The 23,430-nt window shown below is 48.8% G+C and carries 21 protein-coding genes; 10 read left to right on the top strand and 11 right to left on the bottom strand.

Annotated elements, in window-relative coordinates:
• Positions 1 to 15 precede the first annotated feature (15 nt).
• Entirely contained in the window at positions 16 to 1,242 is a 1,227-nt protein-coding gene (locus tag NSQ37_RS07245) for a Ger(x)C family spore germination protein (protein ID WP_060563071.1), read from the bottom strand.
• A complete protein-coding gene (gerKA, locus tag NSQ37_RS07240; protein ID WP_039252803.1) occupies positions 1,229 to 2,869 on the bottom strand; it encodes a spore germination protein GerKA in 1,641 nt (546 codons plus the stop codon). The genes NSQ37_RS07245 and gerKA overlap by 14 nt, the downstream gene beginning before the upstream one ends.
• A 121-nt stretch (positions 2,870 to 2,990) precedes the next feature.
• Here gerKA and NSQ37_RS07235 point away from each other — a divergent pair, with 121 nt between their 5' ends.
• Entirely contained in the window at positions 2,991 to 3,212 is a 222-nt protein-coding gene (locus NSQ37_RS07235) for a hypothetical protein (protein WP_007410254.1), read from the top strand.
• 91 nt (positions 3,213 to 3,303) lie between these two features.
• On the opposite strand, the gene NSQ37_RS07230 is transcribed toward NSQ37_RS07235, so the two are convergent.
• A complete protein-coding gene (locus NSQ37_RS07230) occupies positions 3,304 to 5,049 on the bottom strand; it encodes a right-handed parallel beta-helix repeat-containing protein (protein ID WP_341123463.1) in 1,746 nt (581 codons plus the stop codon).
• Between the two features lie 278 nt (positions 5,050 to 5,327).
• On the opposite strand from NSQ37_RS07230, the gene NSQ37_RS07225 reads away from it, so the two are divergent.
• Entirely contained in the window at positions 5,328 to 6,806 is a 1,479-nt protein-coding gene (locus NSQ37_RS07225; protein ID WP_012116786.1) for a peptide MFS transporter, read from the top strand.
• A gap of 48 nt (positions 6,807 to 6,854) precedes the next feature.
• On the opposite strand, the gene NSQ37_RS07220 is transcribed toward NSQ37_RS07225, so the two are convergent.
• The 4 genes from NSQ37_RS07220 to NSQ37_RS07205 are packed head-to-tail and all read right to left on the bottom strand — an operon-like array spanning position 6,855 to position 9,599.
• Complete coding sequence (locus NSQ37_RS07220) at positions 6,855 to 7,316, bottom strand: hypothetical protein (protein ID WP_076425718.1); 462 nt, start codon at positions 7,314 to 7,316, stop codon at positions 6,855 to 6,857.
• Entirely contained in the window at positions 7,316 to 7,543 is a 228-nt protein-coding gene (locus NSQ37_RS07215) for a non-oxidative hydroxyarylic acid decarboxylases subunit D (RefSeq protein ID WP_007410250.1), read from the bottom strand. Before NSQ37_RS07215 ends, NSQ37_RS07220 begins: the two co-directional genes overlap by 1 nt.
• A 17-nt stretch (positions 7,544 to 7,560) precedes the next feature.
• Positions 7,561 to 8,982, bottom strand: a complete 1,422-nt coding sequence (gene bsdC / locus NSQ37_RS07210) for a phenolic acid decarboxylase BsdC (RefSeq protein WP_007410249.1) — start codon at positions 8,980 to 8,982, stop codon at positions 7,561 to 7,563.
• A 2-nt stretch (positions 8,983 to 8,984) separates the two neighbouring features.
• Entirely contained in the window at positions 8,985 to 9,599 is a 615-nt protein-coding gene (locus NSQ37_RS07205; protein ID WP_132106754.1) for a non-oxidative hydroxyarylic acid decarboxylases subunit B, read from the bottom strand.
• Between the two features lie 93 nt (positions 9,600 to 9,692).
• On the opposite strand from NSQ37_RS07205, the gene NSQ37_RS07200 reads away from it, so the two are divergent.
• The 6 genes from NSQ37_RS07200 to NSQ37_RS07175 all read left to right on the top strand — a co-directional run bounded on the left by NSQ37_RS07200 (position 9,693) and on the right by NSQ37_RS07175 (position 14,440).
• A complete protein-coding gene (locus NSQ37_RS07200; RefSeq protein ID WP_003156371.1) occupies positions 9,693 to 10,565 on the top strand; it encodes a LysR family transcriptional regulator in 873 nt (290 codons plus the stop codon).
• Positions 10,566 to 10,693: 128 nt separating this feature from the next.
• The gene (gene tcyA, locus NSQ37_RS07195; RefSeq protein WP_020955311.1) at positions 10,694 to 11,491 is read left to right on the top strand and encodes a cystine ABC transporter substrate-binding lipoprotein TcyA; all 798 of its coding nucleotides are present in this window, start codon (positions 10,694 to 10,696) and stop codon (positions 11,489 to 11,491) included.
• The gene (locus tag NSQ37_RS07190) at positions 11,478 to 12,182 is read left to right on the top strand and encodes an amino acid ABC transporter permease (protein WP_003156375.1); all 705 of its coding nucleotides are present in this window, start codon (positions 11,478 to 11,480) and stop codon (positions 12,180 to 12,182) included. Before tcyA ends, NSQ37_RS07190 begins: the two co-directional genes overlap by 14 nt.
• A gap of 12 nt (positions 12,183 to 12,194) precedes the next feature.
• Positions 12,195 to 12,938: a cystine ABC transporter ATP-binding protein TcyC gene (gene tcyC / locus NSQ37_RS07185; RefSeq protein WP_080131074.1), complete on the top strand. Its 744-nt coding sequence runs from the start codon at positions 12,195 to 12,197 to the stop codon at positions 12,936 to 12,938.
• A gap of 117 nt (positions 12,939 to 13,055) precedes the next feature.
• The gene (locus tag NSQ37_RS07180) at positions 13,056 to 13,667 is read left to right on the top strand and encodes a YczE/YyaS/YitT family protein (protein WP_023356699.1); all 612 of its coding nucleotides are present in this window, start codon (positions 13,056 to 13,058) and stop codon (positions 13,665 to 13,667) included.
• A gap of 98 nt (positions 13,668 to 13,765) precedes the next feature.
• Complete coding sequence (locus NSQ37_RS07175) at positions 13,766 to 14,440, top strand: 4'-phosphopantetheinyl transferase family protein (RefSeq protein WP_024084876.1); 675 nt, start codon at positions 13,766 to 13,768, stop codon at positions 14,438 to 14,440.
• On the opposite strand, the gene NSQ37_RS07170 is transcribed toward NSQ37_RS07175, so the two are convergent.
• Complete coding sequence (locus tag NSQ37_RS07170) at positions 14,435 to 15,745, bottom strand: aminotransferase-like domain-containing protein (protein WP_341123460.1); 1,311 nt, start codon at positions 15,743 to 15,745, stop codon at positions 14,435 to 14,437. The genes NSQ37_RS07175 and NSQ37_RS07170 overlap by 6 nt on opposite strands.
• Before the next feature lie 118 nt (positions 15,746 to 15,863).
• Here NSQ37_RS07170 and NSQ37_RS07165 point away from each other — a divergent pair, with 118 nt between their 5' ends.
• Entirely contained in the window at positions 15,864 to 16,826 is a 963-nt protein-coding gene (locus NSQ37_RS07165; protein WP_081111619.1) for a DMT family transporter, read from the top strand.
• 139 nt (positions 16,827 to 16,965) lie between these two features.
• Positions 16,966 to 17,361 carry a YcxB family protein gene (locus NSQ37_RS07160; RefSeq protein ID WP_038455972.1) on the top strand — a complete coding sequence of 132 codons (396 nt, stop codon included), beginning with the start codon at positions 16,966 to 16,968 and terminating at the stop codon, positions 17,359 to 17,361.
• Between the two features lie 34 nt (positions 17,362 to 17,395).
• Here NSQ37_RS07160 and NSQ37_RS07155 read toward each other — a convergent pair whose 3' ends face one another.
• From NSQ37_RS07155 to srfAC, 3 genes are all read right to left on the bottom strand, one after another.
• Complete coding sequence (locus tag NSQ37_RS07155) at positions 17,396 to 18,706, bottom strand: aminotransferase class I/II-fold pyridoxal phosphate-dependent enzyme (protein WP_043021388.1); 1,311 nt, start codon at positions 18,704 to 18,706, stop codon at positions 17,396 to 17,398.
• A gap of 121 nt (positions 18,707 to 18,827) precedes the next feature.
• Positions 18,828 to 19,559, bottom strand: coding sequence for a surfactin biosynthesis thioesterase SrfAD (gene srfAD, locus NSQ37_RS07150; protein ID WP_012116775.1), 732 nt, complete (start codon positions 19,557 to 19,559; stop codon positions 18,828 to 18,830).
• A gap of 19 nt (positions 19,560 to 19,578) precedes the next feature.
• Positions 19,579 to 23,415: a surfactin non-ribosomal peptide synthetase SrfAC gene (gene srfAC / locus NSQ37_RS07145; protein WP_253600724.1), complete on the bottom strand. Its 3,837-nt coding sequence runs from the start codon at positions 23,413 to 23,415 to the stop codon at positions 19,579 to 19,581.
• Between the last annotated feature and the right edge of the window lie 15 nt (positions 23,416 to 23,430).

The raw sequence follows: 23,430 nt of genomic DNA, 5'->3' as shown, positions 1-23,430 counted from the left end.
TCCTTTCTCCTCAAATCAATCATGCTCAAGCTTGTCTGAGAGAGGATTATTCCGCAAGCCCGTTCTTCTGATAATGACTTCTGTTTTGACATCTACGGGGAGATTGGGGAAATATTCTTCATCCCACTTCCCTTTGAACTTTTTCCATTTGTCCGGATGCTTCCGATAGATCAGGTCTCCGAAGCCGACGAAGTCATTCTTATGGGCTTTTATATCTTCAATCGATTTGGTGATATCTTTCTCAAGCTGCACACTGAGCGCCTTTTGCATCGTCATCAGCACTTGCGGATCAGACAGATGGAAAGGGTATCTGACAGCGTCCACCAGCCCTTCGACCTGAGCATGCACGTGAATATGCGGTTTTCCGTTCGGAAAAGTGGCCGTCACCTTTGTATTCTGGCGGGTGACCTGCAGACTGATTGCATGCTTCACATTCTTCCAATCCGCATTGATGAACGTATGCTTGATCCTATTGAGCAGCCATACAGCCCCCACACTGTCGTCATCCTCAATCCAGTAATCCAGCCTCCCATCCTTTTTGAACACCGCCAGTCCGTCCGCTGACAGCACTGCTTTCGGTTCAGTTGTCTGCGTATTTTCCATCGTAGGACCGGCTTTATCGTCTCCGTGCATTTCATAACCCGGAATAAACGGTGACCCGGTCGGAGAAGCGAGATCAATCAGAACGTCCTGAAGGTTGGTTTTAATGACTCTGCCGTATTGTTCCTGCGTGAAGCTGAGCGTCTTGTTCACTTTATTGGAAGGGATTTTATCAATCGGCGTCAGCACTTTAATAATGTCTTCAGCCTTGCAATTATGCGCGATCACAACGGTTGCGGTCGTCCTGAATTCGGTGTCGCGGTCAAGATTGTCCAGAATAAAACTGAGCCCTTCCTCTTTCGCCAGTTTTTCACTGAACACCACGAGATTCGTATGCGCAAAATAGAGCCTTCTGGACACTTTCATCGAGCCTTTTCTCAAAGCTTCCGTCATATTGTCTCCGGACACCGAATAGACGGAAACCGGAGGCCGGTCTCCCGCTCCGCCGCCCTGCAGACCGCCGGCCACGTTTCCCGGATTGATAATTTGCAAGTGAAGGACGTATTTTCCCGTTTCGGTTCGGTCAATACCGATGGCGGAGATCACCGCTAGATCGGTCAGCTCCCTTTTATCCCAGCATCCGGATACAAACATAAGGGAAACCATCGTACAAAGGATAAGCATCCATTTACGTCTTTTCATTACCGTCGCCCTCTTCTACATCTTTATTAACCATTCCTCTGGATGTCTCCGGTTTCGGTCTTTGATGTTCCCCTTGGCGCCTGTTGTTTTCCTGCACGAGCAGTCCCGGCCTTTTTTCATCCGCCCATAACGGAGCTCGGAGAAGGGAATCCTTCAGCCCGCCCGGGGTTAAAGGAGCGAGCGGGGACATATACGGAAATCCGAATGAACGCAGGCCGCACAGATGGACAAACATCATGATAATGCCCAGAATCAGCCCGTAAAATCCCATGACCGCCGCCGACAGAATAAAGAGAAACCGGATCAGGCGCGCAGATATCGCCATGTCAAAAGCCGGGGTCGCAAAGCTGGCAATCGCCGTCAGCGCGACGACGATAACCATGGCCGGGGAGACGATGCCGGCCTGTACGGCGGCCTGGCCGATGACAAGCGCTCCGACTATGGAAACGGCGGAGCCGACAACTCTCGGAAGCCGGACACCCGCCTCCCTGAGAATCTCAAAGGCCACTTCCATCGTCAGCGCTTCAATCACGGCCGGGAACGGCACCGTCTCCCGCTGAGCCGCGATGACAATCAGCAGCTGCGTCGGAATCATTTCCTGGTGAAAGGTCGTCGCCGCCACATAAATCCCCGGCGCCACCAGTGAAATGAAGAAAATCAAAACCCGCAGCACCCTGATGCTTGTGGCGATATCAAATCGTGAATAATAATCCTCAACAGATTGAAAAAATTGAATAAATAAGGCCGGCGCGATGAGAACGAACGGCGTTCCGTCCACGATAATCGCAAATCGTCCTTCCAGCAGATTCCCCGCCACAACGTCCGGCCGCTCCGTATGATATACGGTGGGAAACACAGAAAACGGCGCGTCTTCAATGAGCTGTTCAATGTAGCCAGATTCCAGAATGCTGTCGATGTCAATGTGCTTCAGCCGCTTGCGGACTTCCTTAATCAGCTTTTTATCGCAAATTCCGTTAATATACATCAGCGCGACATCCGTATTCGTTTCGTGTCCGATCTCCATTTTTTCAACCCATACATCAGGCGTTTTTACATACCTGCGGATCATGGAAATATTGGTTTGCAGAGATTCAGTGAATCCCTGCCGCGGGCCGCGGAAAGAGACCTGAGTGCTCGGCTCTTGAATGGACCGGTGCTCTCCCCCTTCCGTGCTGGCGATCAGCGCCTTGTCAGCCCCGTCGACAAAAATGAGCGTGCTGCCCGCCACCAGCCCGGCATAAAGACTTTTCCATTTTTCTGCCTCTTTCACCCCGCCGATCGCAAGCGTTTTATCGTATATCAGGCAGACCGCTTGTTCCGGCTGAACGGACGGGATGTCGATTAAATCCTCCAGAAGGGATTGGCTGACGAGCTGTTCGTCTACCAAACCGGCGATATACACAATTGCGGCCGGAAGCTCTTCTTTTCCGATTTTAAGCCGGCGGATGACGACATCGGCACTGTTGCCGAACCTCTCAGACAGCTTCTTCATATTTTGCTTTAAGCTGAGGGAGATCGGCTCATCCCGCTCTTTGTCCGGCTGGCTGTCCGCTTCTTTTCTGCCTTCATTGTCACGGTCGTTTTGATCGGCTTTTTTTTGTTTCTTCTGCTTAAAAAATGGCGGCATATCGCAAAAAACCTTTCCTCGTTTTTTTCATATTCTTCCTGTACGGCAAAAGATTATGCACGGCGGAAAGTCTGTATAAGTTCTGCGTAATCGAAAAGGATAAAAAGGGAGAGTGATGCGCATGAAAATATTGGGGGTTTCATTTTTTTTGCTGGCTGCCTGTCTGATCATTTCAGTAACGATAGATATGCTGCAAGGTTTCAGTTTCTATGGAGCGGTCCAAAACAACCTGTCCGCTTTTAAATTGACCACCTTCTCAGAATGGCTGATGCTGTTTTTATTCGCCCTCTTTTTAATCAGAGAAATGATCGTTTTATATAAATCAGGTAAAAAAGATGCCTGACAGGCGCACGGCTGTATTGTTTCAAAAAAGAACACATCCCTCCTTCTTTCGGAGTTCATGTGTTCTTTTTATTTTTCCGGCGGGACCGTTTTCAGATGACGATATTTCCGCTGTCCGTATCTGTCGCGTGTTTCACAATGACGCCTCTGATAATGCGGTTGCCGATGATTTTAGTACTTGCGGAGGAATTGGTTTGGATGGCGGAAGCAGAAGCGGCGGAAAGGTTGTTGATGGTATTGCCCGACACGAGGGAATTTGAGGTTCCGTTCAGATAGATGCCGATCGGGCTGCCCGCCGTTCGGTTGATCGTGAGCGTATTGTCTATGACTTCATGCGTGCCTGAATTCAGATACACGGTAACGATAAGCGGTGATGATTCAAAGCGGTTGCTGATGACAGAGGTTCCCGAGGATGTTGAACTGAAAATGGGATAGTTTTTGTAGCTTTTGAAGAGATTTCCCTTGATGACAGCCCTGGCGTCATTTGTCACAGATACGGCATAGGACTCCGCGGAGCCCTGATACGCATTCGGAATCAGCGTATTTCCTTCAATAACGGCATTTCCGCCTGTGACCCATATGCCCCGGCTGAACGATTTCAGCACATTTTGTTTTACGGTGATATTGCCGGCCGACATGCTGATTCCGTCCGTTACCTGATTCAGAGTATTATTCATAAAGACGGCGTTTTCCGACAGCGTCGCCCGCATCCCCGTGCTTCGTCTCGTTTCGGAACGTCCGTTTTCAATGACATTGCCGTCAACGGTCACATCTTCTGCCTGATAGACGGAAATGCCCGTATTTTCAAATTGACTGATTTTGTTATGGGTGACGAGGACGCTTTTTCCCCTTACATCTATTCCGGTGGAAAAACCGGTAATCAGATTGTTGGAAATGACGGCATTGCTGCTGTCCTGTCCTTGTGACACACCTTGTCCGGCGACTGCGGTCCTTGAGCCGCCGTCTGACCGAAAGAAGATATTCCCCGAAATGACGGTATGTGCCCCATACCCGTAGCTGATTGTGTTATCGGAATGATTTCCTTCAATTAACACATGATATCCGTTAAAATTGGTGACTGAGCTTGCGGCGTTTCCGGAAAAGAAGTTGTTGCGGACCGTAATATGAAGAGCTTCTTCATAATCAATATCGCCTTCTCCGTACGATTCAATATCGATTCCGAATTTCGGAGCCGTTCCGTTCCCTTGCCCGGCGTCTTCAATCACGCATTCTTCCACCGTAACGGTATTGCAGCCGGTGATTGAAATGTTGTTTCGCCTTGACTGCCTGATCTCACAGCGGCGGATGGTCACCTGTTCTGAAGTTTCGTAATCACTGTTTGTTTTTAACCCGAGCGGGCTGACAATAATGCCGTCTCCCGTAAAATCCGAAATCTTCACATTTTCGATCAGCACATTGCTGCTGCCTTCAATACAGATTCCAAACCCCCATTCATGGGTCGAACGCAAAGGGACATTGGTATACGTGTGTTCATCCCGTTCGCCGATGATCCGGCCGCCGGTGATGGTGACATTTTCCCGCCTGCCTATATAGAAAGCCGAGTAGCCCCAGGAGCTGTTCGGCGCCACTTTAATCGTGCATTCCGGATCTAAAACGATGGTGAGATGGCTCGGCACGTTAATCCCGGCGTTCCGAAACGGCTGGCTGCTGTCCCCGCCAAGCGTGCCGTTGATTTTATACGTTCCCGGCGGAAAAAACACCGTATGACAGCCTTCGCTGACGGCCTTGGCCAAGCATTGGTTGATGGCGCCCGTCACATCGGTTTTTCCGTCTACCTCCACACCGCAATCCGTAATATCCAATATACGATTCGGCAAGTGATAATCTCCTCCTTCCTCTCTTATTGTCATCTTATTCCGCCATATCCCGCTCCGCCTGTACATACTTTAAATTTTATTAAAAAAGTTTATAAAGATAGTTTAGTCAGATAATATAACAAAATAAGTCATTGGAATTAGGAAAATTCGTCTATATTCAACGTTTTAATATCTTTTCATTCTGGAATTTTTTGAATTCAGTATAAATTATATTGACACAAGTATTATATAAGAATATGATTTTTGTAATACACTTTTTTAAGAAAGGGTTGGCTCAGGTGGCATCTATTGATAAGGACTCTATAACAGAAACTGTGCCGCAACGAGGCTTTTTCGGTCATCCCCGCGGCTTGTTCACACTGTTTTTCACCGAATTTTGGGAGCGTTTCTCCTACTATGGTATGAGAGCCATATTGCTTTACTATTTATACACGGAGGTCGCTCATGGCGGTCTCGGCTTTGATAAAACGACCGCAGTTGCCATCATGTCCATATACGGGTCTCTCGTATACATGTCGAGCGTCATCGGCGGATGGCTGGCCGACCGGGTATTCGGCACGGCAAACACCGTATTTTACGGCGGAATTTTAATTATGTTCGGGCACATCGCTCTTGCCTTCCCTGGCAGCACGGCGGCGTTTTTTACCAGCATGGCTCTGATCATTATCGGAACCGGCCTGCTTAAACCAAACGTATCCAGCGTTGTCGGAGATTTATATACGAAGGAAGACGAGCGCCGCGACTCAGGTTTCAGCATCTTTTACATGGGGATCAACCTCGGCGGATTGCTTGCGCCGCTAATTGTCGGAACACTCGGACAGAAGTACAACTACCACTTAGGCTTCGGATGCGCCGCGGCCGGTATGTTCCTCGGACTGATTGTTTTCGCTCTTACGAGAAAGAAATACCTCGGCAAAGCAGGCTCCAATGTACCGAATCCGATTTCTAAATCATCAGTGATCGGCACGGGAATCGGAGTGGTCATCGCAGCAGCCGTTATCATCGTTCTGATTCAAACCGGCTGGCTGACGATCCAGCGTGTGATTGATACCGTCAGTATCCTCGGCATTGTCATTCCGGTTATTTACTTTATCGTGATGTTCACGAGCAAAAAAGCGACGAAAACGGAAAAATCACGGCTTGCGGCTTATGTTCCGCTGTTTGTTGCAGCGGCAATGTTCTGGGCGATTCAGGAGCAGGGCGCGACGATTCTTGCTTTATATGCGGATCAGCGCACGAGACTTTCCTTTGCGGGCATGCATCTTGAGTCTTCATGGTTCCAGTCTCTGAACCCGTTATTCATCGTTATTTTCGCGCCGGTGTTCGCCTGGATCTGGATGAAGCTTGGCAAACGCCAGCCTTCAACACCGATTAAATTCGCCATCGGCATTATCCTTGCCGGATTATCATTTTTAGTCATGGTGCTTCCGGTTATGGGCGGGAGCGGTGAGCTTGTGAGCCCGCTTTGGCTTGTGCTCAGCTTCCTTTTGGTTGTGCTTGGTGAGCTTTGCCTTTCACCGGTCGGTTTATCCGTCACAACAAAACTTGCGCCTGCCGCTTTCTCAGCGCAGACGATGAGCATGTGGTTTTTAACAAACGCCTGCGGTCAAGCCCTGAACGCAAAAGTAGTCGGTTTGTTTGATAAGATTTCTGAAGCGGCCTACTTCGGCTCAATCGGTCTTGTTTCGATCATTCTCGGTATTATTTTGATTCTTCTGTCTCCCGTCATTAAACGGGCGATGAAAGGCGTACAATAACAGATAAAGAAAAGCCTGCGGAATCGTCCGCAGGCTTTTTTGATGCGTCTATCGTTTTAACTCCTCAAGTGTTTCTCTCCATCTCTTCAAGACATCTTCCGGTTCGTGGAGCTGGATGGCCGGTCCGGATGTCAGATCCGCGTATTTCGCCCGATCTTCCTTGACGGTGATCACGCGGCAGCTGAACCGTTCCCGCTCGTGTTTCGCCTCTTTCAGCGGCGGAAGCGCCTCACATTCCAATGTGACGTAATATGCGGCTCCTCCGTGCCAGGCGATGAAAAGAGCTTGTCCCGAATGCAGAAGGCTTCTTACGGTCGTCGTGTTTTTCCATAAGGCGAGCCGGAGATTTGTTCTGCTCACGGCCACGATTTCACCGGCGCTGATCATGGCCGCGTGCGGACGGCCTTCTTTTGTCACGGATTGGAGCACAAATGCGTCGTGCTGCTTTTTTTCAAGCTCCGTCCCGTCTAAAAGCGTGTAAAGCGTCTCCGGCAAGTGCTCCGTCAGCATTACGCTTTTCTTTCCGGGACAGCGGGAACATGTGCGGCCGTCTCCGTTTCTTTCGGATCAATTTTAAATGCCGGGTTGAATGCCGCCGGATTCGTGATGCTTTCCGGTTCACAGGATCTCCATGTGAAAAAGCAGGTTTGGCATTGGTAAATTTCCCAGGCGCCTTTGACCGGCGATTGGCTGACGGTTTCTCCTTTTTTCGATTCACAGCGCGGGCATGTTTTCATTGCAACCTCATCCTTTCTTATTGATTCATTAAGTCCATCAGTTTTTGTTCCCATTCTTTCGTTGTCAGCGGAGAATCAAGCGGCTGAGAATAATGGCCTCTTGTTTCCGGCGCGGCAGGCGTCGTGGCGTCAAGAATCATTTTGTGTGTCATCCCTGCCGGATCAGACCCCGGGTCAAGCGGAAGGACGGACAGGTCAGGAATGATGACTGCATCGTGTTTTGGATGCATTTTCGTTGAGAGCGCCCACATGACTTGCGGCAGGTTAAACGGATCGACATCCTCATCCACAACAATGACCATTTTGCAGTAGCCGAGTCCGTGCGGCGTCGTCAGGGCGCGCATGCCGACCGCCTTGGCAAATCCGCCGTAGCGCGTTTTCGTGGAAATAATGGCGATCAGGCCGTGCGTATACATCGCGTTCACGGCGACAATTTCGTTCGGATAAGCTTCCTTGAGCTGCTGGTAAAGCGGCACGCACGTATTAATGCCGATCATATAATCGCACTCCGTCCACGGCATGCCTAAGTATAAATGTTCAAAAATCGGATTGTTTCTATGATATACCCGTTTGATTTTGATCACCGGCATGCTGCGGCCGCCTGAATAATGGCCCGTGAACTCACCGAAAGGTCCTTCGTATTCCCGTTCTCCCGCAAGGATCTCTCCTTCCAGAACGACTTCAGCGCCCCAAGGGATGTCTAAATCAGACAGTTTAGATTTGACGATTCTGTAGGGCTCCCCTTGAATCGCGCCGGCCATTTCATACTCGGATTGATCGTATAACAGCGGAGTTGACGCAGCTGTCGTAATCACCGGCTCACAGCCGAGCGCGATCGTAACGGGAAGATTCACGCCGCGTTCTTCAGCTTGGCGAAGATGAATCGCAATATCATGCTGAGGCACGGGCTGAATGCCGAGGCGGTCTTTTCCCTTTACCTGCATTCTGTAAATGCCGACATTCTGCTTGCCGAAATTGTCCGGATCTTCAAGATCGCGGGAAATGACACACGCTTTATCCAAATAGTAGCCGCCGTCCCCCTGGTTGATTCTGAATAGCGGAAGGATGTCAAATAGATTGATATCTTCCGTTATTTCATTTTCATGAAACGGCGCGGTTTCTTCCCGCTTGACCGGCACCGGAAATGCATCGTACCGTTTGGCGAACTCAAAGAATTGTTCTTTAACAGGCGTATCTTTCGGCATGCCGAGCATCATCGCGTGATTCGGCCACGAGCCGATGACATTCAGAGCCACCTGCGCATGGTGATGTCCGTAAATATTGTTAAATAAAAGCGCAGGGGTTTTATCCCCGAGATTGCTGGCTGCACGCGCGGCGGCACCCAGATCCGGCTCCGGTTTCACCTCTTCGTTGACTGTTAAGAGCTGCCCTTCTTTTTCAAGAGCGGCGAGAAATTCCCTAAAATCCTGATAGGCCATTATCAGATTCCTCCTTTTTGTTTTTCAATTCCGTACCACCGTTTCGCTTCCGGCAGACGGATGCCGAACTGATCGAGCGTCCGGAACACAATATGGTCGATCAATTCATCCATGTCAGCCGGCTTGTTATAAAATGCCGGCATCGGCGGAAGAATGACGGAACCCATTTTTGTAAGCGTTAGCATATTTTCTAAATGAATTTGGCTGAGCGGCGTTTCTCTTGTCAGCAGCACAAGTTTTTTCCGCTCCTTCAGGATGACGTCAGCCGCCCTTGTCAGCAGGTTGTCAGCCATTCCGGTGCGGATGCTTGCCAGTGATTTCATGCTGCACGGAGCGATGATCATCCCGTCCGTTTCAAACGAGCCGCTTGAAATCGCCGCCGCTTGGTCTTTGTGAGAATACGTATAGGATGCGAGTTTCTCGACATCTTTTAACGTATAATCGGTTTCATGTGTAATGGTGACATTTGCCCAAGGAGACACGACAAGATGGGTTTCGATTTCCGCGGCTTTTAAATATTCTAAAAGCCTGATCCCGAATATGGCTCCCGTTGCCCCGGTCATTCCGATGACGAGCTTCATATCGACCCCTCCTTTACGCTTGAAATGTGGTGTCAAAACCATCATACTCCTGATATATCCATATGAAAAATATTCGTTAAATCTATGTATCATACCTTAAAGGTATAAAGGAAAGGAGCGAGCGTTCTCATGGATATCCGGCAATTGCGTTATTTCATCACCATTGCCCAAGAGCAGAAAATCACGACGGCCGCCAAAAAGCTTCATATGGCACAGCCGCCTTTAAGCAGACAGCTGAAACAGCTCGAAGAAGAATTGGGCGTCATTCTGTTTGACCGCAATAAAAAGAAACAAATGACCCTTACATATGAAGGAAATGTCTTTTTGAAAAGAGCGAAAGAGATTCTTCATAAGTTTGAGGATGCCATTATCGAGGTACAAGAGCTGAAGGAGGAGGTGGCCGGGACACTTGCCGTCGGGTCAACCATTTACTGCGCCGCGCTCATGCTTGAGAAAGTGTCACAGATGAAAGAGCGGTTTCCGCATCTCACTTTTAACATTTGGGAAGATGAGCCCGTCTCACTGCTCGAGCTTCTGGAAACCCGGCAGATTGACGCCGCCGTCACCACCACCTTGATTAAAAACGACGGCATTGAATCGAAGGAGCTTGAAGACATTCCGTGTGTATTGGTGCTGTCCGAGCATTCAAAACGACTGTGCGGTGAAACGATTAAACTGAATGACATCGCCTCTTTGCCTTTGATCCTTTTGCGCACCGTCAATGGAAGAGGTGTGTATGACCAAGTCCTCCAAGTTTGTGAACAGTACGGTCTCGACCTTCAGGTTGTCTGTGAATGCCATGACTCCGCGACGCTCTTGAGCCTCGTATCATCAGGATTCGGCGCCACAATTCTGCCTTTGACGATGATTCCCGTCCATATGCGTTCGCATGTCAAAACGGTTATCATCGAAGACAACCCGTTTGTCATGACACCGGCCGTCATCTGGAGAAAAGACAGCTATCTGCCGAAGCCGGTCAGACAGTTTTTGGAATTATTTTGATCCGGAACACGAAGAATTCCCGCTTATGAAAACCAATTACTTGACTCATACTAAAAAAAAGTTATCCTTTACAATTGGGAGCTATTTTTTCTCAATAAAACTACTCAGAAAAGTGGGGAATAAAGAAGATGAAAAAAGCATTATTCGCTTTGTTCATGATGGTCAGCATCGCAATGCTTGCAGCCTGCGGAAACTCACAGGACAGCGGATCTAAGTCAAAAGACGGCGATCTTTGGGCTTCTGTCAAGAAAAAAGGCGTACTGACCGTCGGCACAGAAGGAACGTACGAACCGTTTACCTTCCATGATAAAAAGAGTGACAAACTGACCGGATATGATGTTGAAGTGATTCAAGAAGTCGCGAAACGCCTCGGTCTGAAAGCTGACTTCAAAGAAACGCAATGGGACAGCATGTTTGCCGGATTAAACGCGAAACGGTTTGACGTCGTTGCCAACCAAGTCGGCAAAACAGGCCGTGAGAACCAATATGATTTTTCGGATAAATACACAACGTCAAATGCAGTCGTCGTGACGAAAAAAGACAGCACGATTGCGAAAGAGGCTGATGTCAAAGGAAAAACAGCGGCTCAGTCATTAACAAGCAATTACAATAAATTAGCGAAAGAAGCCGGCGCGAAAATTGAAGGCGTTGAAGGCATGGCTCAATCCCTTCAGCTCATTCAGCAGGGCCGCGCTGATCTGACTTACAACGATAAGCTTGCCGTACTGAACTACTTAAAAACGTCCGGCAATAAAAACGTGAAAATCGCGTTTGAAGCAGGCCAGCCGCAGCAGACGTATTTCGCATTCCGAAAAGGAAGCGGCGAACTTGTGACTCACGTCAACAAAGCGTTAAAAGAAATGAAAGAGGACGGGACTCTTTCTAAAATAGCGAAAAAATGGTTCGGCGAAGATGTTTCTAAGTAACATGCCGGAACCCGTGATTGCAACAGCCATTCCTTGGGATCTGGTGCAGCAGTCATTCTGGCCGATTCTTTCCGGGGGAATCTATTATTCGATTCCCCTTACCATTCTTTCCTTTATTTTCGGAATGATCATCGCGCTGATTACGGCGCTCGCCAGAATGTCAAATATGAAACCATTGAGATGGGTGTTCAGCGTATACGTATCAGCGGTGCGCGGCACTCCTCTTCTCGTTCAATTGTTCATCATTTTTTATCTGTTCCCGACATTTAATATTACGCTGGATCCTTTCCCAAGCGCAGTCATCGCGTTTTCGTTAAACGTGGGCGCCTACGCTTCTGAAATCATCCGGGCATCTATTTCATCCGTGCCGAAAGGGCAATGGGAAGCCGGTTATACGATCGGCATGACCTATCGCAAGACATTGTTCCGCGTGATCCTGCCGCAAGCGTTTCGCGTGTCCATTCCGCCATTATCAAATACATTTATCAGCCTGATCAAGGATACATCTCTCGCGTCACAGATTCTCGTCGCGGAGCTGTTCAGAAAAGCGCAGGAAATCGGCGCGCAAAACCTTGATCAAATCTTGGTCATCTATATTGAAGCCGCCTTTATTTATTGGATCATCTGCTTCTTGCTGTCAATCGTACAGCACGTGATCGAACGGCGTCTCGACCGTTATGTGGCCAAATAAGGAGGTTTCGATATGCTTTCCGTCAAAGGATTAAATAAATCATTCGGACAGAATGAAATTTTAAAAAAGATAGATATGGAGATAGAAAAAGGGAAAGTCATCGCCATTCTGGGACCGTCCGGTTCAGGAAAAACGACGCTTCTGCGCTGTCTGAACGCGCTTGAGATCCCCAATCGCGGCGAGCTGGCATTCTCCGATTTTTCAATAGATTTCTCCAAAAAAGTGAAGCAGGCTGATATTCTTCGCCTCCGCCGCAAATCAGGCATGGTCTTCCAGGCGTATCATCTGTTTCCTCACCGCACGGCGCTTGAAAACGTCATGGAAGGACCCATTCAAGTGCAAAAGCGCGACAAGGAGCAAGTCAGAAAAGAAGCGATGGAGCTTCTGGAAAAAGTCGGACTCAAAGACAAAATGGATTTATATCCGTTCCAGCTTTCCGGCGGTCAGCAGCAGCGTGTCGGCATCGCCCGCGCGCTTGCGATTCAGCCCGAGCTGATGCTGTTTGACGAACCGACGTCAGCGCTTGATCCGGAGCTGGTCGGCGAGGTGCTCAAAGTGATTAAGGATTTGGCGAACGAGGGCTGGACGATGGTCGTCGTCACCCATGAAATCAAATTCGCGCAGGAAGTGGCCGATGAAGTCATCTTCATTGACGGCGGCGTCATTGTGGAACAAGGACCGCCGGAGCAAATTTTCTCCGCGCCGAAAGAAGAACGCACGCAGCGGTTTTTAAATCGTATACTGAATCCTTTGTAGGAGCGGGAGAAGAAGCGAAACACTGATTTCGCTTCTTCTTTTTTTTGGCGGTTATGCTACAATGACAATTAATGAAATTTTATGAAAGAAGGGACCTCTTTGAAGCGGGAATTCTTGATGCGCTGGACGTTTTATTTTGCCGGTCTGTTAATTTTGTCTTTCGGGGTATCGTTAACCATTAAAGGAAAAGCTCTCGGCATCAGCCCTTGGGATGCCTTTCATTATGGGCTTTTTCAGCATTTCGGACTTTCTGTCGGCCAATGGTCCATCGTGGTCGGCGCGGTCATCGTGGCTTTAACCTGCCTGTTCACAAGGACACTCCCGAAAATCGGCGCTATCTTAAACATGGTGCTGATGGGAATGTTTATTGATTTCTTTTCGTTTCTGCTTCCTGAGACGCACGCTTTTTCCTTAGCGGCCGTGTGTTTTTCTATCGGATTGCTGCTGATCGGCTGCGGTGTCGGTATTTACGTATCAGCAGGGCTTGGCGCGGGCCCCCGGGACTCTCTGATGATGCTGATATCTGAAAAAACAGGCTGGAACGTGCAATGGGTGCGGAACGGCATTGAGCTGACGATTCTTGCCGCAGCCTGGATGATGGGCGGACCGATCGGTGCCGGAACCATTATTACGGCTGTTTTGACGGGGCTGATTCTGCGTTTTTCTTTGCCGCAGTCCTCTAAACTGTTAACATACGCGATCTCCGGGCGTGCAACGTCCGTTCATTAAAAACAAAGCCGAAACGGTTTTGTTTTTTTATTTTCGGACAGCTTTCGCCTGATATGATAGGATGGTTTTGACAATATTTTCAGACGGAGGATCTGGACATGAAAATTTACGGAGTATATATGGACCGCCCGCTTTCTGCAGGGGAAGAGGATCGGATGATGGCGGCCGTGTCCGCCGAAAAGCGGGAAAAATGCCGGCGCTTTTACCATAAGGAGGATGCTCACCGCACCTTGATCGGCGACATGCTGATCCGCACCGCTGCGGCGAAGGCTTACGGACTTGATCCGGCCGGGATTTCATTCAGCGTTCAGGAATACGGAAAGCCGTACATCCCCGCGCTTCCGGACATGCACTTTAATATTTCCCACTCCGGTCGCTGGATCGTGTGCGCCGTTGATTCAAAACCGATCGGCATTGATATTGAAAAAATGAAGCCCGGCACGATTGATATCGCCAAACGGTTTTTTTCGCCGACGGAATACAGTGATCTGCAAGCGAAACACCCCGATCAGCAGACCGATTATTTTTACCACCTGTGGTCGATGAAAGAAAGCTTTATCAAACAGGCCGGAAAAGGGCTTTCCCTGCCGCTTGATTCATTCAGCGTCCGCCTCAAAGACGACGGCCATGTGTCCATTGAGCTCCCGGACGGACATGAACCTTGTTTCATCCGCACATATGATGCGGACGAGGAGTATAAGCTGGCCGTTTGTGCGGCGCATCCCGATTTTTGTGACGGGATTGAGATGAAAACGTATGAAGAGCTGTTATAAGCAATCCGTCAGCATTTTGATGCCTCGCGTGATATCCCCTGTCTTGACGTTGGACACGTTGAGTTTGATGATATTTTCTTTCGGAAAATCCGATAGGTAATGGCTGTCAATCGGCTCCACCAGCACGCCTTGCGCTTTCAGACGCTGCACAACTCTTGAAGCGGAAAGGCTTTTCTCCAGCACGAGATGGGTATGGATCGACGTTTGCTTTACAGAAAAACCGTCGTACTCCTGCAGCGCGTTTTGGAGCAGCTCGGAACGTGCTCTGTAAGAGGCCCGGATTTTTTCTTTATGCCTTTTGAACATGCCGCTTTTGATATACACTTCAAGGGCCGCTTGGGATATCATCGAACAGTCGATATCGCTCAGCTTTTTATACGTATGGAAAACCGGGGCCAGCGAATCCGGGAGCACAGCCGCTCCAACACGCAGCCCCGGAAAAATCATTTTCGAAAAGCTTTTCAAATAAATCACGCGGGAAGACAGATCGTAGGCGTACAGCGGGTCTGCCTTCTGATTGTCCTCTAAATCTCCTAGGAAATCATCCTCAACCAAATAAACGTCATACGCCTCCGCTAATCGGACAAGCTCTCGTTTTTGCCATTCTGTCAGAGAGCTGCCGAGCGGATTATGAAATCGGGGCATCGTGTAAAAAAACTTAATTTCCTCCGTCTGAAACAGCCGCTCGACTTCCGCCATATCAAGCCCCTCAGCCGTCCGTTTAATGCCGCAGGCGGGAAGGCGCAGCGCTTCAAGCTGCTCCACCATCAGATGATAGCCCGGCTGTTCGATTAAAATCTTCTTTTTTCCGTTCGGAAACGGCATCAGAGACAGCAGGGATAACGCCTGCTGCACACCCGAGGTGATAAAAATGTTCCGCTCTTTTGCAAATACCTGATAATCGGATAATAGCGTCTGAAGCACCCGGATTAAAGACGGAAGCCCCTGCGGCGTGCCGTAAATGAACAAATCATTTTTATACATATCAATGGCTTTGTTGATGCAATGCTGAAAGTCGCGGTACGGAAAAATATCAGGGTCCGGCGCCGAGGCTGCAAAATCAATGATACCTGTTTGTTCTCGCTCCTGCTTTTTGTCATTTTTAATAAGATAGTAGCCGCTTTTCGGCACGGCATAAATAATGTGCCGTTTTTCAAGCTCCTGAAGCGCACGGATGACGGTGCTTTTACTGACGTGAAAACGCTGGGCCAGCTGCCTGATAGAAGGCAGCCGCGCCCCTTCCTGAAAAGTGCCGCCTTCAATGAGACTCTCCACTTCTATCATCACGTTCATATACTTTTCCATGCTGAACCTCCATCTGTACCGGTACAGTTTATCATTATTCTCATTGTACTGCTTCTTCCCTTCCCATACAATAAAAGGGAGCGGCCGGCGCTCGATCTCTTTAAAGGAGTTCGTAAAGATGATTAATCAAAACCGTTTGGCTGCTGCTTACCTCGCTGCCATTTTAAATGCGCTGATTATCGGTTTTTCCTTTATATTTGTCAAGATTGCGCTTCAATCCGCCAATCCGTTTGATATATTGGCTCATCGGTTCACAGCGGCCTTCATCTGTGCAATGCTTCCTGTTTTATTCGGCTGGATCAAACTGTCCGTCAGCTGGAAGAATGTGCTGGCGATCTTGCCTTTGGCCCTTTTATATCCGGCTTTGTTTTTCAGTTTTCAGGCGTTCGGCCTTTTGTATTCTTCATCATCGGAAGCCGGTATCATTCAAGCCGCCATCCCGATTTTTACGATGCTGTTTTCGTCTTACTTTTTAAAGGAACGTCCGACATGGGCGCAAAAGGGATTCACATGCCTGTCAGTGGCCGGGGTGGTATTTATTTTCACAATGAAAGGGGTGTCCGCGGAATCGGCGAGTTTTAAAGGTGCTTTCCTGATCCTGTTGTCCGCGCTGTCCTCCGCCCTTTACAATACGGCAGCGAGACGCACGACCCAGCGTTTTTCATTGGGTGAGCTGACCTGGTGCATGTCTGCGATCGGCTTTGCTTCCTTCAACTGCATCGCTCTCTTCCGGCACGGAGCGGAAGGAACGATCGGGCAGTATTTTCTGCCCTTCCGCGATCCCGGTTTTATCGCAGCGATTCTGTATTTAGGCATTTTGTCTTCTCTCATTACATCATTGATGTCAAACTACGCGCTGTCCAAGATTGAAGCGTTTAAGATGAGCGCCTTTAACAATTTGTCCGTCATCGTGACGATGCTTGCGGGTGTCCTCGTTCTCCATGAGTCACTCCGCTGGTATCATATCGCCGGCGCCGTCTGTATCGTCATCGGAGTCTTGGGAAGCAATGCTTCAGGACGGCGGAAAAAAAGCATATTACGACATAGGGAAAAAATGAAAGGAAACGAAGACGGAATATGATCAACACACGAAATGAAAATATCTATCTCGCGGGCTGCTTAACATTTGCCGATGTAAGAGAACACTTTGCTTATCATCAAGGAAAATCCGCGGCTGTCTGTTTTTTGATTATGCTGCTGGCTTCTGCCATCTGTTTTGAATGAACGGCCCGGTTACAGGCGGCACATGGGGCGTCAGAGCTCTCCTGAATTTCCTTGCAGCTGTGATTCTCTCTTTGGCAGTCACGGTGATCGCAACGGCAATCTCATTCTTCCGTCTTTACAGAACATACAAAACGAATCAGCGGCTGAAATCTGCCAGAAGTATTACGATTCATCAGCTCGGAATCAGCCAAAAACAAAAAAACGCAAGCATTCTTTTTGAATGGGATGAACTGCTCTCGGCTAGGGAGCACAAAAATATGTTTCGATTACAAACATCGGGTTACGGAACACTTCTGCTGCCGAAACGACTTTTCTATTCGCAAAAAGATATCGCCGTTTTCAGGCAAATGCTCCGGGAAAATGTGAATGAGAAAGTAAATGTAACAGAATAAATGACAAAAAGGAGGGTGCCCCCCTCCTTTTTTGTCAGCCTGATATTTCCGCCTGTTTCTGCAGCTGCTTTGCTTCTTGATAAATTTCTTCGAACAGATCCGCGATGTGTTCTTCTTCAACACATGAAAATGCGATTCGCAAATCGGTTTCATTAATGGATATCGTCCCGATTCCTCTCTTTTCAAGCAACGATACTCTCAATTCGCCGGCGTTTATGTCTTTCAGCCGGACACACATGAAATAACCCGAGTTAAACGGATAAGGCGTCCATACGTCTTCATAGTGCTTGTTTTCTGCAAGAACGGCTTTCACTTTGTCAGCCCGTTTTTTCATGATGTTATATTTCAGCGATTTTTCTTTCTCGTATTCCGGTGACTGCATCGCCCGCAGCATAAACGTTTGAGACGGATGCGGGGCGCTTGAAATCGTTCCCCTGATAATTCCTTTTGTTTTTTCCTCGAGCACGCGCAGCGCTTTTTCGCTTTTTGTGCTGTACGTAATAAAACCGACGCGGAAGCCCCACGCGTAATTTTCCTTCGTCGCGCCGTCTATTTTCACGCAAAGCACCCGGTCGTGCACTTGGGCGAGTTTGCTGAAGATGGATTCCTGAATGGCCGTTTCATCGTAAAACAGATTGTAATACGCATCGTCTACGAGCACGACAATCTCTTTGCCGGCCTCCGCCGCCTCCAGGATCACGCTGACGATTTCTGCCGCTTCCTCTTCTCCCGGCGTGTAGCCTGTCGGATTATTCGGGAAATTCAGCACGACAATCGCCTTTTCTTCCTGCTTTTTCAGCAGCTCGGACAGCCCCGCCGCATTAAAACGCCCATCCTGCTGAAAAAGCGGGTACGTCTCAATGGATGCCATGCGCCGGACACCGAAAATGAAATTGTAATTTCCCCAATATTTATCAGGCAGAAGCAGCGTATCCCCTTCATTGACGAACAAGTCGGCGGCGATGCTCAGCCCGTGTGTTAAAGCGTTTGTCACGATCGGCGTGCTGATGTCTTTGCCGGCTAATGAGGGATTTTCGAGACGCATTTTTTTCAGCCATTCCTGTCTGAGCGGCTCTTTTCCCTGCGGCGGAGCATAATCGTAGATATCATCGGGGTTATAGGCGGACAGTGTCTCTTGAATATGGGAAAAGTGCATGGACTCGCCCTGTGAGGTGGCGATTCCGATCGTGGCATTATACTTTCCGGCCTTGGCTTTCGCTTCCGCCGATTGTGTCAGCACCCCTTTCGGATAAAACAACTCTCTGCCCAAATCAGAAAGCATATGAAGCACGTGCGGGTTTTCTTCAGATAATGTTCTGTTCAGCTCTTTTGCTGCATCATTCATGTACGACAATCCCTTCAAAATTATATTCCATCAAATCATAACATAAAATTTTTGATAAATGAGAAAACTCGCGGGCAGATTTTGTTTCAAAAAACAGACAGCGAATGCTGTCTGTCATATCCTATAACAATTGGCCTGCAGTGCTCCTGTTAATAATCTCATAGATTCGTTCCGCCACTTTTTCAGTTTCACTTAATATGAACATGTGGCCGTCCGAAAACTCATGAAATACGGGATTGTCGGCCCATTTTTTCCATCCGTCCGCATCTTTGATACATTTTTTATCCTTCCGCCCGTTAAAAATATGGACGGGTGATTGAATGATGTGAGAATCAGACGGACGGAAGCTTTCAAGCGCGCGGTAGTCGGATCTGAAAGAAGGCAGGAAAAATGACATGACCTCCTTATTCTCCACTAACTCCTGCGGCATTCCGCCAAGCTCGATAATATGGGCGAGAAATTTTTCATCATCAAGATGAGACACTTTTTTCCTTTCCACATGCGGCGGCTGAATGGCTGAGATGATCACGGCCTGCGGGTAAATGCCCTCCCGCTCCAGCTTTTGCGCCAGCCTGAAAGCGACCATGCCTCCCATACTATGGCCGAACAGCACAAACGGGCGGTCGGGATGGAGATTCAACTCCTGCTTGTATAAACTGACAAGCTGTTCAAAATCCTCAACGGCGGACATTTGATTTGTTCCGTGTCCCGGCGGTTCCGCGGCAAGCATCTCACACTCACCTTGAAGGTAGGTGTGGAGCGGGCGGAATGATGCGGAATAGCCTCCTGCGAACGGAAAACAGATGAGCTGCGTTTTTTCTGTGGTATCGAACGATTTAAAGAGCTGGACCATTGGCGGGCTTCCTCCTTTTCTATCGTGAAGTTGTCAGCTTCAGATGTTCCTTCCTTAGGAATTCGAGCAAATATGCCGCATTCCTTTCGAGACATTCTCCCTGAAGCATTTCTGCGTGCGTGCCGCAGCCTTTTTTCACACGGTATTCACCTGTCGTGGCTTCCTCCCACGAAGCGAGCCACGGCGGCATCGCAAAGTCCGGTTCTGACGTTAAAAGATCTATATCCGCATTGACCGTGCCGGTGCTGACGGTATGCACAAAATAAGAATAAAACGCGTTTGTTTTTTTGGCGAGACCTTCTTTGACAGCTTCGTCATTCAGCGCTTCATTGTCCCGGTTTACCTTCATCAGCGCCTGGACATCACTTTCTACGGTGCGGCCTTCCAAGTCGCTGACGCCTTGTTTTTTATAGGAATCAACCATGATCAGCCGCTCCACTTTACGGCCCCCTGCTTCAAGGCGTTTGGCCGTTTCAAAGGCGAGCGTGCAGCCTGCCGAGTATCCGAACAGCTTGACCGGTCCTTCCGGCTGGAGCTGATTGATCAGCTCTGTGTAGCGTTCGATGCGGTTGTCTTCCTCAATAAAATCAAACGCACAGATTTTATAGCCGGACAGCTGTTTTGCCAGCGGCTGGTACATCAGCCCGTAACCGAGAACCGGCGGGAACGCAAACAGTGTGTCAGACTGATTTTTATTCATGATGGTGAGATCTTTCATTCCTTTTTCTTCACCGTGAAGCAGATAACCGGCAATGTCTGCGATTGTCGTCGCTTCGAATAACAGCTGCACCGGAATGTCCGTACCGAGCTCTTTTTTAATGCGCGACGCTGCCGTCATCGCTTTTAAGGAATGGCCTCCGAGCGCGAAGAAATCATCATGAATCCCGATCTGCTGTCTGCCGAGGATGTCGGACCAGATGTGTGCAATCGTTTCTTCCGTCGCGTTTCGAGGCCCGATCCATTCTTTCGCCGCCTGAGCCTGATCCGGTTTCGGCAGCTGCCGTTTATTGACCTTCCCGTTTGTCGTTAAAGGAAGCTCCTCTAAGAAAGTAAAGGTTTGCGGCACCATGTAAGCAGGAAGCTGTTTTTTCAGGTGCCTCTTTACGTCTTCAGCTGAAAGCGGCGTCCGGTTCACGAGGTAGGCGTTGATTGATGCATCTCCAGACTCATGGCGGTCTGCAACAACGACCGCATCTTTCACACCCGGGTATTCCTGCAGCTGCTTTTCGATTTCTTCAAGCTCAATCCGGTGTCCGCGTATTTTGACCTGATCGTCAATACGCCCGGCGTATTCAATTGTTCCATCCGGCAGCCAGCGTGCTAAATCCCCTGTGCGGTAAAGCATTTCTCCCGGCTTGAACGGATTTGGGATAAACGTTTGCTTCGTCAGGTCATGACGGTTCAGATACCCTTTTGATACACCCATTCCGCTGATGCACAGTTCACCGACAGCTCCAAACGGCTGAAGCTGATTTTGCCCGTTAAGAATATAAACACTGGCATTGCTGATCGGCTTTCCGATCGGCAATGAGGAAAGGGAATCCGGTATATCATGCACGACGTGAGCTGTCGCAAACACCGTTCCCTCAGTCGGCCCGTAGCAATTAATCAGCTTGCCGGGCCCCATGATCTCAAGCGCCTTTCTGACGTGAGGCACTGACGCGCGCTCACCCCCGAATAACACACAGCGAAGCCCCTTCAGCCACTCCTCTCCCGCATCGGTGAGAAGATTAAAAAGTGCGGTTGTCGCAAACATGACATTGACATTCTCCTGCCGGATCAGATCAGTGAGCCGTTCTGTATCAAGCAGTGTATGTTCATCTGCGATAATGAGCCGTGCCGCATTTAATATTGAAGCATAGAAATCAAAGGTAAATGCATCAAAGGCGTAATTCGAAACAGATAAGAACGTATCTTTTTCAGAAAATGCCATGTAGTCTACATGCTTGACCAATCCTTGAATATTGGCATGAGTCGTGATATTGCCCTTCGGCTTTCCGGTTGTGCCGGACGTATACATAATATACGCCGGATCATCGGGATCAATTGCGGCTGCAGGATCGCTTGCCTGTTCCTCAAACCGTGCTTGATCATCGATGATGAGTGTTGTTCCTGTATACGGCAGCTGAGCCGCTTTTTCTTTCATCTCCTGATGTGTCAGCAGACAGGCTGCCGCACTGTCAGCCAGCATGTACGAGATTCGGTCCTCCGGCAGCTTCGGATCAACCGGCAGATAAGCCGCTCCCGCTTTTAATACGCCGAGAATGCCGATCACCAGCTCAAGCGAGCGCTTCGTGTATAACGCGACAACGGTGTCCTTACCCGCACCTTGCTTTTGCAAACGGCGCGCAAGACGGTTCGCTTCCTCATCTAATTCACGATAGGAAAGAGTCTGGCCGGAATACGTAAGCGCCGGTGCATCTGGATTTACATTCACCGCTTCCTTGAACCAATCTGTCAGAGGCTTCGCCTGATGAGTCTGAGCCGGCGGGTTTAAGCCGGTAAGCAGAAGCTCTCTTTCCTTTTCGTCAACAAGTCTGATCGTATTGACAGGCTGATCCGGCTTCTGGATGAGCTGCTGGATCGCTGTGAGAAGCTGAGATTTTAAGCGCAGGATAAACGCCTCATCAAACACATTCCCGTTATAGGCAAGCTTAATCAGCATCTCATCACCTGGAGAAGCCATCAGGTTGAGATCATAATTCGATTTCTCAAAAACGTGTACATCCTCCATATCAAAGCCGTTTTCACTGTTCTCTTCATTTTTTGCATCCTGAAGCGGATAATTTTCAAACACAATGATGTGGTCAATCAGCTTTGGCTGATCGGCCTGGCTTTGAATATCATAGAGCGGCACATATTGATGCGGCTCAGACTGCAGCGATTGCTCCTGCAGCTGCTTGAGCAAGCCGTTAAATGTGGTATCCTCAGACAGCTTCACCCGCCTCGGGACAGCATTGATAAACAGCCCGACCATATGTTCAACGCCTTTGATTTCTGCGGGACGCCCGGAAACGACTGTACCGAAGATCAAATCGCCGGACTGCTGGTAGCGGCTGATTAATACACTCCAAACCGCCTGCAGTGCCGTACTCAAAGTGGTATGCTGCGATTTTGCAAGCTCGGTAAATGCTTTTGTTTCCGCCTCCGGCAGTGAGAAGAGCAGCTCTTTCGGCTCATAGCCGTCCTTTTGTTTCTTTCTTTGCTCCGCAAATGTCGTTTGTCCTTCAAAACCTTCTAAGTACCCGCGCCAGTAATGCAGTGATGCTTGTTTATCCTGCTTTTCAAGCCACTTGATATAGTCTTTATACGGTTTGACCGGCGGCAGGCTGTACGGCTTTTGTTCACGCAGGGCATTGTATACCTTAAACAGATCCTGCACGACGATGCCGAAGCACCAGCCGTCCAAAATGATGTGGTGGTAGCTCCACACCCATTCAAAGCTTTCTTCCGATTTTTTAAAAATGGCTGCCCGCATCGGAATATCCCGCGTCAAATCAAAGCCCTTGATCTTATCCTGTTCTTTGTATTCATTGATTTTGGCTGTTTGCTCGCTGTCCGTTACATGTGTCAGATCGATTTCTTCTATCTGAAATTGCCGTTTTTTCAATACGACTTGGACCGGCCTTTTTACTTTTTCGTGAATGAACACGGTACGAAATACATCGTACCGGTCCATGATCACATTCATGCTTTCTTCAAGGCTTTTGATATTCAAGCTGCCTTTTACTTTCATTGTCATTTGTTCGATGTAAAAACTTTGGCCGGGATTCAGGAGAGTATGAAACAGCATTCCCTCCTGCATCGGCGACAAATAATACATGTCCTGAACCTGATCTTTGCTGAATTGGCTCATCTGCTCCGCTCCCCC

Origin of the sequence: Bacillus sp. FSL P4-0334 (genome assembly GCF_038004825.1) — a bacterium.
GTDB classification, from domain to species: Bacteria; Bacillota; Bacilli; order Bacillales; family Bacillaceae; genus Bacillus; species Bacillus velezensis.
This window is presented reverse-complemented; position numbering and strand designations above follow the sequence as displayed.

What these genes read in the sequence shown, in the direction of transcription:
- NSQ37_RS07160 (WP_038455972.1), top strand. Translation starts at nt 16,966, where the DNA reads ATGAACGGCCCGGTTACAGGCGGCACATGGGGCGTCAGAGCTCTCCTG.
- NSQ37_RS07170 (WP_341123460.1), bottom strand. Translation starts at nt 15,745, where the DNA reads ATGGAAAAGTATATGAACGTGATGATAGAAGTGGAGAGTCTCATTGAA.
- NSQ37_RS07190 (WP_003156375.1), top strand. Translation starts at nt 11,478, where the DNA reads ATGTTTCTAAGTAACATGCCGGAACCCGTGATTGCAACAGCCATTCCT.
- NSQ37_RS07220 (WP_076425718.1), bottom strand. Translation starts at nt 7,316, where the DNA reads ATGCTGACGGAGCACTTGCCGGAGACGCTTTACACGCTTTTAGACGGG.
- NSQ37_RS07175 (WP_024084876.1), top strand. Translation starts at nt 13,766, where the DNA reads ATGAAAATTTACGGAGTATATATGGACCGCCCGCTTTCTGCAGGGGAA.
- NSQ37_RS07155 (WP_043021388.1), bottom strand. Translation starts at nt 18,706, where the DNA reads ATGAATGATGCAGCAAAAGAGCTGAACAGAACATTATCTGAAGAAAAC.
- NSQ37_RS07235 (WP_007410254.1), top strand. Translation starts at nt 2,991, where the DNA reads ATGAAAATATTGGGGGTTTCATTTTTTTTGCTGGCTGCCTGTCTGATC.
- NSQ37_RS07165 (WP_081111619.1), top strand. Translation starts at nt 15,864, where the DNA reads ATGATTAATCAAAACCGTTTGGCTGCTGCTTACCTCGCTGCCATTTTA.
- gerKA (WP_039252803.1), bottom strand. Translation starts at nt 2,869, where the DNA reads ATGCCGCCATTTTTTAAGCAGAAGAAACAAAAAAAAGCCGATCAAAAC.
- srfAC (WP_253600724.1), bottom strand. Translation starts at nt 23,415, where the DNA reads ATGAGCCAATTCAGCAAAGATCAGGTTCAGGACATGTATTATTTGTCG.
- tcyA (WP_020955311.1), top strand. Translation starts at nt 10,694, where the DNA reads ATGAAAAAAGCATTATTCGCTTTGTTCATGATGGTCAGCATCGCAATG.
- NSQ37_RS07215 (WP_007410250.1), bottom strand. Translation starts at nt 7,543, where the DNA reads ATGAAAACATGCCCGCGCTGTGAATCGAAAAAAGGAGAAACCGTCAGC.
- srfAD (WP_012116775.1), bottom strand. Translation starts at nt 19,559, where the DNA reads ATGGTCCAGCTCTTTAAATCGTTCGATACCACAGAAAAAACGCAGCTC.
- tcyC (WP_080131074.1), top strand. Translation starts at nt 12,195, where the DNA reads ATGCTTTCCGTCAAAGGATTAAATAAATCATTCGGACAGAATGAAATT.
- bsdC (WP_007410249.1), bottom strand. Translation starts at nt 8,982, where the DNA reads ATGGCCTATCAGGATTTTAGGGAATTTCTCGCCGCTCTTGAAAAAGAA.
- NSQ37_RS07245 (WP_060563071.1), bottom strand. Translation starts at nt 1,242, where the DNA reads ATGAAAAGACGTAAATGGATGCTTATCCTTTGTACGATGGTTTCCCTT.
- NSQ37_RS07180 (WP_023356699.1), top strand. Translation starts at nt 13,056, where the DNA reads ATGCGCTGGACGTTTTATTTTGCCGGTCTGTTAATTTTGTCTTTCGGG.
- NSQ37_RS07200 (WP_003156371.1), top strand. Translation starts at nt 9,693, where the DNA reads ATGGATATCCGGCAATTGCGTTATTTCATCACCATTGCCCAAGAGCAG.